At 64.1% G+C, this 12,196-nt stretch carries 9 protein-coding genes; all 9 read left to right on the forward strand.

Annotated elements, in window-relative coordinates:
- The first annotated feature begins 151 nt into the window (after positions 1-151).
- The 9 genes from JQN66_RS16530 (at position 152) to JQN66_RS16570 (ending at position 12,196) form a co-directional block, all read left to right on the forward strand.
- On the forward strand, positions 152-1,723 hold the full coding sequence (locus JQN66_RS16530; protein ID WP_204675991.1) for a purine-cytosine permease family protein: 1,572 nt from the start codon (positions 152-154) through the stop codon (positions 1,721-1,723).
- Positions 1,724-1,843: 120 nt separating this feature from the next.
- The gene (locus JQN66_RS16535; RefSeq protein ID WP_204675992.1) at positions 1,844-2,638 is read left to right on the forward strand and encodes a creatininase; all 795 of its coding nucleotides are present in this window, start codon (positions 1,844-1,846) and stop codon (positions 2,636-2,638) included.
- Position 2,639: 1 nt separating this feature from the next.
- Positions 2,640-4,352, forward strand: a complete 1,713-nt coding sequence (locus tag JQN66_RS16540; protein ID WP_204675993.1) for a BCCT family transporter — start codon at positions 2,640-2,642, stop codon at positions 4,350-4,352.
- 230 nt (positions 4,353-4,582) lie between these two features.
- The gene (locus tag JQN66_RS16545; protein ID WP_204675994.1) at positions 4,583-5,839 is read left to right on the forward strand and encodes an aminopeptidase P family protein; all 1,257 of its coding nucleotides are present in this window, start codon (positions 4,583-4,585) and stop codon (positions 5,837-5,839) included.
- 338 nt (positions 5,840-6,177) lie between these two features.
- A complete protein-coding gene (locus tag JQN66_RS16550; RefSeq protein ID WP_204675995.1) occupies positions 6,178-7,542 on the forward strand; it encodes an MFS transporter in 1,365 nt (454 codons plus the stop codon).
- Between the two features lie 247 nt (positions 7,543-7,789).
- Complete coding sequence (locus tag JQN66_RS16555; protein ID WP_204675996.1) at positions 7,790-9,133, forward strand: MFS transporter; 1,344 nt, start codon at positions 7,790-7,792, stop codon at positions 9,131-9,133.
- A 76-nt stretch (positions 9,134-9,209) separates the two neighbouring features.
- The gene (locus JQN66_RS16560; RefSeq protein ID WP_204675997.1) at positions 9,210-10,022 is read left to right on the forward strand and encodes an IclR family transcriptional regulator; all 813 of its coding nucleotides are present in this window, start codon (positions 9,210-9,212) and stop codon (positions 10,020-10,022) included.
- Between the two features lie 403 nt (positions 10,023-10,425).
- A complete protein-coding gene (locus JQN66_RS16565) occupies positions 10,426-11,202 on the forward strand; it encodes an electron transfer flavoprotein subunit beta/FixA family protein (RefSeq protein ID WP_204675998.1) in 777 nt (258 codons plus the stop codon).
- 13 nt (positions 11,203-11,215) lie between these two features.
- A complete protein-coding gene (locus JQN66_RS16570; protein ID WP_188948070.1) occupies positions 11,216-12,196 on the forward strand; it encodes an electron transfer flavoprotein subunit alpha/FixB family protein in 981 nt (326 codons plus the stop codon).

The following is a 12,196-nucleotide window of genomic DNA, read 5'->3' on the forward strand; positions in this document are numbered from 1 at the left end:
GTAACCCTCAAGTTTCGAAGTTCAAGTGACTCTTTGTCACCTAGAACCATACATGTGACGACATTTTGCATGTATCCGTCATCACACTACGCTCCCTATGCTTTGAGTCAATGCACTTCCCTCACCTATTCCTTGCACGAATCGAGGCGATATGAAAAGCCAGCGAACAACAGCAACAGACCATTCCACACACGAGGTTGAAGACAGCCTGCAACCCATTCCCGAGGCTGTACGCACGACCAATCTGTCCGGGCAATTCTGGATCTGGGCCGGGGCCAACGTCGCTCCGATCAACTGGATCCTCGGAGCCCTGGGCATCCACCTGGGCCTGGGATTCGCCGACACGATCACGGTGCTGATCATCGGCAACGTCATCGGCATGCTGGGCTTCGGCTTCTTCGTGCTGCTGGGGCAGAAAACGGGGGCCACCGGAATGCTGCTGGCGCGAGGCGCCTTCGGACGGCGCGGAGCCTACCTGCCCGCGGCGATCCAGGCAGTCATCGCCATCGGCTGGTCAGCGATCAACACCTGGGTCATCCTTGATCTGGTGCTGGCCCTGTTCGGCAAGATCGGCTGGGTGGATCCGGCGCAGCAGAACATGCTCATCCGCATCGGCGTAGCCGCGGTGATCATGACCCTGCAGGTCATCATCTGCTATCGAGGCTACCGCGCCATCTCCAAGTTCGAACGGCTGACCATGCCGCCCACCGTCCTGGTGCTCGTCGCCATGTCGATCATCGCATGGACCCAGCTGGACATCGATTGGGCCTATGCGGGGCCCGAAGGCGCCGTGCTCACCGGCATGCCGCGCATCGCCGCCATGAGTTCCATCATGACCGCCATCGGCATCGGCTGGGGCATCGGCTGGTTCACCTACGCACCTGACTACTCGCGCTTCGTTTCCAAGAAGATCAAGCCGCATAAGCTCTATCTGGTCAGCGTGCTGGGACAATTCCTTCCGGTCGTCTGGCTCGGTGTGCTAGGCGCTTCGCTGGCCACCAAGAACGGCACCGCAGACCCCGGGGCGCTGGTGGTTGAAAGCTTCGGCGCCCTGTCCATCCCGGTGATCCTGCTGGTCATCCATGGGCCGATCGCCACGAACATCATCAACATGTACACCTTCGGCGTGGCCGTGCAGGCACTGGACATCCGCGTCTCGCGCAAGAAGATCTCCATTCTGGTGGGCGTTCTGGCCATGGGCGCCGTCATCCTGTTCCTCTTCGCCCATGATTTCGCGGAACTGCTGCACAACTTCATCGCCACCATCGCAGCCTGGGTCGCCACCTGGGGCGGCATCATGGCCGTGCACTACTTCATCTTCGAACGCAGGCACAAGGATTTCTCCTACCTGTTCATGGATCCCCGCTCCAGCCGCCTGAAATCGATCAATGCGCCGGCGTTCATCGCCTTCGCCGCAGGCATCTTCATGACGTGGATGTGCATGTACGGCTCGGTTCCGGTGCTGCAAGGCCCGATCGCCACCGCCATCGGCGGCATCGATTTCTCCTGGCTGGCCGGAACCGCCACCAGCGCCACGGTGTACTTCGCCTTGGGCTACCCGCGTTTCAAGGCACGCATCAACGCCGGAGTGCCGCTGGGCCTGAAGCTCGAATTCACCGACGAGCAGTTCCTGCAGCAATTCGGCAGCGCCGAGCACCTGCACGCAGACCAGCAGGTCGATGCGGACGACCCCACCCCTGAACCCGTCCGGGTCAACGGATAGACCCACCCCGATGAAGGAGTTCATCGCAGCCAATTCGACGCTGTGGAACGAAGACATCGCTGAGCAACCCCGACCACGGACCGCCCAGTACCCCACCACCCGCTAGCCAAGGAGAGAACGTTGCCTTCTGTTTTCCTCGAGGAAATCGACGCCCAGAGTTACGCGTCCTATGTATCGCGCATGGATTCCACGGTCATCATCCCGACCGGAGCCACCGAACAGCACGGCCCGCACATGCCGCTGGGCGTGGATGCCATGCTGTCCAAGGCCATCGCCGGAGCGGTGGCCCAGCGCATCGGAGCGCTGGTTGCCCCCGTTTTCAGCTACGGATACAAGTCCCAGCCACGCTCCGGCGGTGGAAACCACCGGATGGGCACCACCAGCCTGGGCGCCGGCACCCTGATTGGACAGATCGAGGAGGTCGCCGCATCCTTCTTGGCCCAGGGATTCAAGAACGTCGTGGTGCTCAACGGCCATTTCGAGAACTACCAGTTCCTCTACGAGGGCCTGGACAAGGCGGTGTCCGGCGCACTGCACGCCGGATCAACCTCACGCGCGGTGCTGATGTCCTACTGGGACTTCGTCGACGAGCAGACCCTGGAGCAGGTGTTCCCCGAGGGGTTCCTGGGCTGGGATATCGAGCACGGGGGCGTGCTGGAAACGTCGCTGATGCTGTTGCTCCATCCGGAGCTGGTGCAGATGGATCGCGTGGTGGACCATCCCCCGGCGGTGCTCACCTCCTATGACGTGTTCCCCGAAGACCCCGCGCGAACCCCGGACAGCGGATGCCTGTCCAGCGCGAAAAATGCCACCGCCGCCCGCGGCCAGCTGCTGCTCGATGCAGTGACCGCCGCCGTGGGAACCGCATTGAGCACGGAACTCAATCTCGCGGTCCAGATGGTCGAGGTGGAATAGCATGGCCACCGACCGCGTGCCGGCACGCACGGAAAACTCCGCGAACCCGCCGGTGGAACTGCCGCGCTTCATGGGCCGGCACATCCCTCCGCTGGACCGGCTGCTGATCCGGGTCATCCCGCCGATTCTCATCGTGGCGGTGATCATCTGGGTGCTGGCAAACCCCGTTGGCGCTTCGGCGGTCATCTCGGACCTGCGCACCTTCGTAACCGGGAAATTCACCTGGCTGTTCATCCTGTATTCCGTGTTCGCGCTGGCGGTGTGCATCTGGCTGGCTTCCAGCAAGGTGGGAAAAATCCGCCTCGGCGGGCCCAAGGCCAAGCCGCAGCACAGCAAGTTCGCCTGGTACTCCATGCTCTTCGCCTGCGGCCAGGGCATTGGCCTGATCTTCTGGTCCGTGGCCGAACCGATTATGCTGCGCGACGAGAACCCGGTAATTCCCGCCGGCCCCGACGGCGCATCGGAGGGCGGGATCATCTGGAGCTACTTCCACTGGGGCTTGACGGCCTGGGCCATGTACTGTGTTGTCGCAGTCTGCCTGGCGTATTCCCACCACAACCTCGGCAAGACCCTGACCTTCCGCGAGGCGACGGTCGACATCCTGCCGAAATGGTCCCAGCGCGGGGCCGGCGTGGTCGTGGAGCTGCTGGCGATCATCGCCACCGTGCTCGGTCTGGCGACATCCTTCGGCTTCGCCACGATGCAGTTCAGCTCGGGGCTCACCTCGCTCCTCGGCATCGAGGCTTCCCCGATGATGTGGATGATGGTCATCGCGGTGTTCACGGGCATTACCGCCATCTCGGCCATCGTGGGAATCAACAAGGGCATGGCGCGGATCTCCAGCCTGAACTCGATCCTCAGCATCGTGCTGGTCGGCGCCGTCTTCGTTTTCGGACCGACCTTGTACATCATCTCCACGTTGTCGCAGACCTTCGGCGGCTTCATGGCGAATTTCGTGAACATGAGCCTGTGGACCGATGCCGGGATCACCGCGCAACCGCTGGATTCCTGGCAGGACAGCTGGAACGGCTGGTGGACGGTCTTCATCTGGTGCTGGGTCATCGCCTTCTCACCGTTCGTCGCCGGATTCATCGCGCGCATTTCCCGCGGCCGCACCATCCGCGAATTCGTCATCGGCGTGACCGTCATCCCGACCTTGATCGTCATGATCTGGATCGGCGTGATTGGTTCGGCCGCGATCTACTACGACGACCAGAATAATCGCGGTATCAGCGACGCGGTCGCCACGGACACTTCGGCCGGCCTGTTCGCGATGCTCGACCACATCCCGTTCGTCGGCGCCATCCTGCTGGTGGTCTCCACGATCCTGGTGGCCACGTACTACGTGACATCCCTGGATTCGGGAATCTACGCACTGAGCGAATTCGTCTCCGCGCCGAACAAGTCCGGGCCGGTCTTCCGAGTGGTGCTCGTGGTGAGCATTGCGACCGTTGCCACCGTACTGCTGACGCTGGGCGGCACCGCCGTGGTGGACACGGTCCAGACCGGCACGATCATCGGTGCGTTCCCGTTCTCCTTCGTGATCCTGCTGATGATCGTGAACCTGATCCGCAGGCTTCTCAAGCGCGACAGGGCGATCAAGCAGCTGGAGAAGGACATCAACAACCCCGACCCGTCGCTGCTTTTCGTGCCCGATCCGAGCGGCGCTGGCGCGATCAGCAAAAAAATCACCGACGGCGCCGAGGAATCCTAGATATTCCGGCCGCTGCTTCATTCCCAGATTCCCACCCCGGATGGATGGCGCCAGGCACTCAACTCTTGCGCCAAAACCGAAGCTGACCTGCGCAAAAAAGATTCTTCAGCCAACCACTTGACAGTGACCTGAAACACAAATACTCTGGGTGCAACAGCGTTGCAATCAACGCAACTCGATTGTTCCCGGTTTTCCAAACACCCCAAATTACTTCCAAAAGGAGTCAAGCAATGACCACTTCCTCGAACATCGCCACCAACGTCTCCGAGCTGGCCCGCCTGAAGACCCTGCACAACGGCGTCAAGGAGCAGCTGACCTTCTCGGATGCGGAGTTCGAGCGCCGCTTGGCCGGACTGCGCCAGATCATGGCAGCGAAGTCCCTGGACGCGGTCATCCTGACCAGCTACCACGGCATCAAGTACTACTCGGACTTCCTCTACACGACCTTCGGCCGCAACTACGCGCTGGTGGTCACCGCAAAGAACTCAACCACCGTCACCGCGAACATCGACGCCGGCATGCCATGGCGCACCAGCTACGGCGAGAACATCGTGTACACCGACTGGAAGCGCGATAACTTCTACTACGGCCTGCAGGAAGCCCTGAAGCGCGACGGCGTGAAGGCCTCGCGCATCGGCGTCGAGGACGACTTCCTGCCTGGCCTGACCCGCCAGAGGATCCAGGACGCCTTCTCCGGCGCCACCCTGCTCGACGTCTCGCAGGACGCCATGCGCCAGCGCATGATCAAGTCCGCCGAGGAAATCGAGGTCATCAAGCACGGCGCCCGCATCGGAGACCTGGGCGGCGAGGCCATCAAGGCGGCGATCCGCGAGGGCATCTCCGAGTACGAGGTCGCGCTGATCGGCACCGAAGCCATGGTGCACGAGATCGCCAAGACCTTCCCGCACCGCGAAGTGCGCGACACCTGGGTCTGGTTCCAGTCCGGAATCAACACCGACGGCGCCCACAACTGGGCCACCACCCGCAAGCTGCAGCGCGGGGACATCCTGTCGCTGAACTGCTTCCCGATGACCTCGGGCTACTACACTGCCCTGGAGCGCACCTTGTTCCTCGGCGAGCCGGATGCCCGCAGCCTGGAACTGTGGAACGTCAACGTCGAGGTCCACAAGCGCGGCCTGGAACTGATCAAGCCGGGTGCGGTCTGCAAGGACATCGCCGCGGAGCTGAACGAAATCTACATCGCCCACGGCCTGCTGCCGAACCGCACCTTCGGCTACGGCCACTCCTTCGGCGTCCTGTCGCACTACTACGGCCGCGAAGCAGGTCTTGAGCTGCGCGAGGACATCGATACCGTGCTGGAGCCGGGCATGGTCGTCTCCATGGAGCCGATGATCACCGTCATGGACGGCGAGCCGGGCGCCGGCGGCTACCGCGAGCACGACATCCTGGTGATCAACGAGGACAACACCGTTGAGAACATCACCAAGTTCGGCTTCGGTCCGGAAAACAACATCATCGACGCCTAGGCCGATCCGCCCCGGGGCCCGGATGAGCGATTCCTGCGCTCGCCCGGGCCCCGAACGCGGCTTTCGCCGCTTTCATCTTGAACCGCAGCGGAGCAGACTCCGCTCCGAAGAAAATAGCTTTTCAGTATCCACAGGGCATTGCAGGCCCCCAGCCTGCCGAGAATGCCAGCGGCCAGCCAGGCCGCACCGTTGCAGGGCCGCCCACGCCGCCCGCCAGGGATTTCACCGCGGCAACTCAACCCGCGAACACTCAATGGCGATGAACTTGCGCCATCCGTTTATTAGACACCTCCACGCCGCAGCCGCTGCGGCGCAAAACAAACATGGTGGTACATCCAATGACGAACGAAAACTCATCATCAGGAAACGGGATTGCTCCCAAAATCGATTTGGGGCCAACACTCAGCGGCCAGAACCGGCCGAACCCCGAAGGGGTCGGCTCGGCAACCCGTCGCAAGGTCGTAGCAGCCAGCTTCATCGGCAACTTCGTCGAGTGGTTCGACTACGCGGCCTACGGATACCTGGCTGTCACCATCTCGGTGGTGTTCTTCCCCGAATCCGCACCGGAAACCGCACTGCTGCTGACCTTCGCCCTCTTCGCAATTTCCTTCCTGGTCCGCCCGCTGGGCGGCTTCGTCTGGGGGCACATCGGAGACAAGATCGGCCGACGCGAAGCGCTTTCCTGGTCCATCCTGCTCATGTCGGGCGCGACCTTCTGCATCGCCCTGCTTCCCGGCTACGCCACCATCGGCCTCGCGGCTCCTCTATTGCTGCTGCTTCTGCGTCTGGTCCAGGGCTTTTCCGCTTCTGGCGAATACGCCGGCGCTTCGGCCTTCCTGGTGGAATACGCCCCGGCCAACAAGCGAGGCCTGTACGCGGCCGTCGTGCCGGCCAGCACCGCCACCGGCCTGCTGCTGGGTTCGCTCATGGCGGCGCTGCTCACGGGCCTGCTAACCGCCGAGGACATGCAGTCCTGGGGCTGGCGCATCCCGTTCCTGCTGGCCGCGCCAATGGGCCTGATCGGCCGCTACATCCGCACCAAACTGGAGGATTCGCCGGTCTTCCGCGAGCTCTCCCAGGAAGACGAAGTCATCAAGGCACCGGTCAAGTCCCTCTTCCGCGACCACTGGCGTCGCCTACTGCTGGCCGCGGGCGCGGTATTGCTGAACGCTGTCGGTTTCTACGTGATCCTTTCCTACATGCCCACATACCTGTCCCAGGAACTCGGCCTGGATGCAACCTCCTCCTATGTGGCCACCACCGTGGCGCTGGTGACCTATATCGGCTTCATTTTCCTCACTGGCATGCTTTCGGACAGGTTCGGGCGCAAGCGCGTGCTGATCAGCGCGTCCATCGCGTTCGTCATCGCAACGGTTCCCGCATTCATGCTCCTGAACACCGGGAATTTCCTGGTCATCGTCCTGGTGCAAATTCTGCTTGGCGCGATGCTGACCCTGAACGACGGAACCTTGCCGAGCTATCTGGCTGAAATGTTCCCCACCAAGGTCCGCTACTCCGGATTCGCCGTATCCTTCAACCTGTCCAATGCGCTATTCGGCGGGACCGCGCCCTTTGTCGCGACCCTGCTCATCGCCACCTCCGGGAACCTGCTGGCTCCGGGTTGGTACCTGATGGGCGCGGCAGTGATCTCACTGATCGCAGTGGCTTGCTCGGTGGAAACCAGCCGCAAACCCCTGGACTGAGCGCCCTCAATCGAACCGCAACTTCGGCAGGTGCACGTCGCATGAGGCAATCGCGACGTGCACCTGCCGTTGTGCTTGAACCCCAATTCAGCGCCACCCCCGGAGCCCCGTGCGGCGGTTCCACCGAGGGCCGGCTGAAAACTTTCCCCGAGCCCCTTGACTGTGAACTGGGGCACATCTAGCATTAAGCAACACGGTTGCATTGATTGCAACTATCCGAATTCCCTCCAACCGACGGCGGTGGACCATGACCGAGCATGACCAGTCCCAAGGCTCGCAGACCCGGCTGCTTCCGGCAGCACCCGGCGCAGGCACGGCGCAGATCGACCCAGGTGTTCGCCGCAAGGTCGTCGCGGCCAGCTTCATCGGAAACTTCGTCGAATGGTTCGACTACGCGGCCTACGGATACCTGGCCGTCACCATTTCCGCGGTCTTCTTCCCGAGCGAAGACCGCCAGCTTGCCCTGATGATGACCTTCGGCGTCTTCGCCATCTCGTTCCTGGTACGCCCGCTGGGTGGTTTCATCTGGGGCCACCTGGGCGACCGCATCGGTCGCCGCACCGCGCTGTCCTGGTCGATCCTGCTGATGACCGGCGCCACCTTCTGCATCGCGTTGCTTCCGGGCTATGCCGCCATCGGCGTGGCCGCGCCGCTGATGCTGCTGGCGCTGCGCCTGGTGCAGGGCTTCTCTGCCGCCGGAGAATACGCCGGGGCCTCGGCGTTCCTGGTGGAATACGCTCCAGCCGACAAGCGCGGCCTGTACGCCGCGGTAGTCCCCGCCAGCACCGCCACCGGGCTCCTGCTCGGTTCGCTGATGGCTGCGGTGCTCACCGGGGCGCTGAGCGCCGACCAGATGGAAAGCTGGGGCTGGCGCATCCCGTTCCTGCTGGCCGCCCCGATGGGCCTGATCGGCCGCTACATCCGGACCAAGCTCGAGGATTCACCGGCGTTCCTCGAAGCCTCCGAGGAACCGTCGCAGGACAGCTCCCCGGTGCGCGACCTGTTCCGCAACCACTGGCGCCAGCTGCTCCAAGCGGCCGGTGCGGTGCTGCTGAACGCCGTGGGCTTCTACGTGATCCTCTCCTACATGCCGACCTACCTCTCCGAGGAGCTGGGACTGGATGCGACCCGCTCGTACCTGGCCACCACCGTGGCACTGGCCACCTATATCGGATTCATCTTCCTGACCGGCATGCTCTCCGACAAGTTCGGCCGCAAGCGCGTGCTGATCTCCGCGTCGGTCCTGTTCATCGTGTTCATCGTCCCGGCCTTCATGCTGCTGGAGACCGGCAATTTCCTGGTCATCGTGCTGGTGCAGATCCTGCTCGGCGCGATGCTGACGCTGAACGACGGAACTCTGCCCAGCTTCCTGGCCGAGATGTTCCCGACCAAGGTCCGCTACTCCGGATTCGCCGTCTCCTTCAACCTGTCCAACGCCCTGTTCGGTGGAACCGCACCGTTCGTGGCCACCCTGCTCATTGCCACCTCCGGCAACCTGCTGGCCCCGGGCTGGTACCTGATGGGCGCCGCGGTGATCTCCCTGGTCGCGGTGGCCTGCTCTGTGGAAACCAGCCGCAAGCCGCTGAGCTGAAACAACCCAAGCTAGCCGGGCGCACCTGCCGCCCGGCTAGTATCTTTTAAAGGACGAAATAATCCAAGGAGTTCAGATGACAGCGGTAGAACACGACGAGCGACAGAACGCCCGCGTCGACCAGCCCGGCGAGTCGCGCGGCGCCTCGGTGATCGTCAACGTCATCGACGTGCTGCGCTGCTTCAGCGTGGAACGCCCGGTCCTGGGCGTCACGGACATCGCCGCCGAGGTGGGGCTGCACAAGTCCAGCGTCTCGCGCATCCTGGCCACCCTGGAGCAGGAACGCATCGTCGAGCGCGACGACCAGACCCGCAAGTACAGGCTGGGCCTGGCGCTGATCGCCATTGCCGGCCCGCTGCTGGCCAACCTGGATGTCCGGCAGGTCGCCTACCCGTTGCTGCAGGAGCTGCGCGACTCCACCGAGGAGAGCGCCATCCTGAGCATCTGGGACGGCAGCGAATCCGTCTCGGTGGAACAGCTGCCCTCCGCCAGACTCGTGAAACACACCTCCGTACTGGGAAGCCGCTACCGCACCGGGCTGAGCGCGTCGGTGCAGATGTTCCTGGCCCATCAGCCCACCGACACCGTGCGTGCCCTGATCGACGCGGGGAAGATCCAGCTGCCCCAGGTCATGGCCGCCGAAGACTACCTCCCGCGGTTGGAAGCCGTCAGGCGCCGCGGCTACTCCATCAACTACGGCGAGACCTCCCGCGACGAGGTCAGCGTCGCCGCCCCGGTCTTCGACCACCGCGGCGACGTCGTGGCGGCCGCCATGATCGCCGCCCCGTACTACCGGGTCTCCTCGGAGGAGCTGGACCAGCTGTGCACCCAGACCGTGCGCACCGCCAAGCAGATCAGCGCGCGCATGGGCTACCAGCCGCAGGACTAGGCTAGAACCCCATCCGGGGAACCGCCCCAGCCCCCGGACGCACTCTGCGCTCACGGGCGAAGGACCCTGCTGGGGTCACGCGCTCACGGGCCGGACCGAAATATTCGCAACCAGTGCTTCGCGCGACATAGCCAGTTGGATGACGCGACTCGCTTTCCGCGGCCTTGAAGCGATCCGCGCACAGCGGCAGGCCGACACTGCCGGGGTGCGGGCATCACCATCTTCACCTCATGTTTTGCCCTGAACTCGCATGACGCAGCACCCCTGGATCCGACAATTTCGGGCATTAGTCAGTATTGTGTTCTACAACACATGCTTCAGGTGGTGCGTGGTCTTTCCCGCTCAGGTGGAGACGGGCCCGCGGCCACCGGGCGGCACACGGCGCTGATGCAAGGAGAGATTGATGAAGATCGCTGTTCTGATCAAGGAAGTCCCCGACACGGGGGCGGACCGGCTGCTGAATCTGGACACCGGATTGGCGGACAGGGCGGCGTCCGAGGCAGTTCTCGACGAAATCGGCGAGCGCACCTTGGAAGTCGCGCTCAAGTACGCCGACGGGACCCCGGGAACCGAGATCACCGTACTGACCATGGGGCCGGATTCCGCCCAGGCAACCCTGCGCAAGGGGTTGGCCATGGGAGCTGCGTCCGCCGTCCATATCAGCGACGAGCAGCTGCTCGGCGCGGATCTGCTGCTGACCGCCGACACCCTGGCCGCCGCGCTGCGACGCGGGGGCTACGACCTGATCCTGACCGGCAACATGTCCACCGACGGGGCCGCCGGGGTGCTGCCTGCCATGCTGGCCGAGCTGCTGGACCTGCCGGCGGCCACCGGGCTATCGGAAATCCGGATCGGCCCGGAAGCCGTGGAGGGATCCCGCGAATTCGACGGCGCCGCAGCGCAGATCCGCGTGCCCCTTCCAGCCATCGTCTCCATTACCGAGTCCCTGCCCGATGCCCGCTTCCCGAACTTCAAGGGGATCATGGCCGCCAAGAAGAAGCCGATCGAGGTGCTGGGCCTGGCAGACCTGGGTGTCGACCCGCTGCCCGCGGACACCGCCCGGACCATCATGCTCTCGGTAGCGCAGAAGCCGCCGCGCACGGCGGGCACCGTCATCACCGATGACGGCGAGGCCGGCAACGCGCTGGCAGACTTCCTGGTCAAGAACAACCTGGCGTGATTGGAGAACACCCATGACAACTTTTGCCACCGATTCGATTCTCGTTCTTCTGGAAACCGCGCCGGGCCCCGCTTTGGCCAAGAACCACGCAGAGCTGCTGGGCGCCGCGGCATCCGTGGGCACCCCCGTGGCGCTGGTCGCCGGGCCGGCGGATGCCTTGCCAACGCTGGCCGCGCAGGCCAGCGCCTCCGGCGCCAGCCGGGTGCTGACGGTGCCGCTGGAGGGCCGGCCGACCGTGCAGCTGGTGGATGCGCTGCAGGCCGCCGCCGCGCTGGTCCAGCCGCAGGCGGTGCTGGCCGGGCATACCGACACCAGCCGCGAAATCGCGGCCCGCTTCGCCGTGCGCGCACGGTCCTCGCTGAGCGTCGACGCCGTGGGGGTTTCCCGGGATGAGCAAGGTGTCCTCGCGTCCCATGCGATCTACGGCGGAGCCTTCTCCACCACCAGCGCCCCAACCTTCGGCGCCCCGGTGATCACCGTACGGGTGGGCAGCATCGAAGCCCGGGCCGAGGCCCAGCCGGAACTGTCCTCCGAGCTGGAGGTTGCCGCCAGCGGCAAGCCGGACGTCGAGGTCACGGACCTTAAAACCGTCGAGTCGACCTCATCGCGTCCGGAACTGCGCTCGGCCGACCGCGTGGTCTCGGGCGGCCGCGGCCTGGGCAATGCGGAGCAGTTCGCACTGGTCGAGCAGCTGGCCGATGCGTTGGGGGCCGCCGTCGGCGCATCGCGCGCCGCGGTGGATGCGGGTTTTGTTCCCCATGCGGCTCAGGTGGGCCAGACCGGCGTCTCGGTGTCCCCGCAGCTGTATGTGGCGCTGGGCATCTCCGGAGCCATCCAGCACAAGGCCGGCATGCAGACCGCCAAAACCATCGTGGCCATCAACAAGGACGCCGATGCCCCGATCTTCGACATCGCGGACTTCGGCGTGGTCGGCGACGTGTTCACGGTGGTTCCGCAGCTGATTGCCGCGCTGGAAGCCGCGAAGGGCCGGTAG

Source organism: Glutamicibacter protophormiae (assembly GCF_016894325.1).
Classification (GTDB): domain Bacteria; phylum Actinomycetota; class Actinomycetes; order Actinomycetales; family Micrococcaceae; genus Glutamicibacter; species Glutamicibacter protophormiae.

Coding starts and splice junctions, on each gene's coding strand:
- JQN66_RS16530 (WP_204675991.1), top strand. CDS start 152: ATGAAAAGCCAGCGAACAACAGCAACAGACCATTCCACACACGAGGTT.
- JQN66_RS16540 (WP_204675993.1), top strand. CDS start 2,640: ATGGCCACCGACCGCGTGCCGGCACGCACGGAAAACTCCGCGAACCCG.
- JQN66_RS16545 (WP_204675994.1), top strand. CDS start 4,583: ATGACCACTTCCTCGAACATCGCCACCAACGTCTCCGAGCTGGCCCGC.
- JQN66_RS16550 (WP_204675995.1), top strand. CDS start 6,178: ATGACGAACGAAAACTCATCATCAGGAAACGGGATTGCTCCCAAAATC.
- JQN66_RS16555 (WP_204675996.1), top strand. CDS start 7,790: ATGACCGAGCATGACCAGTCCCAAGGCTCGCAGACCCGGCTGCTTCCG.
- JQN66_RS16560 (WP_204675997.1), top strand. CDS start 9,210: ATGACAGCGGTAGAACACGACGAGCGACAGAACGCCCGCGTCGACCAG.
- JQN66_RS16565 (WP_204675998.1), top strand. CDS start 10,426: ATGAAGATCGCTGTTCTGATCAAGGAAGTCCCCGACACGGGGGCGGAC.
- JQN66_RS16570 (WP_188948070.1), top strand. CDS start 11,216: ATGACAACTTTTGCCACCGATTCGATTCTCGTTCTTCTGGAAACCGCG.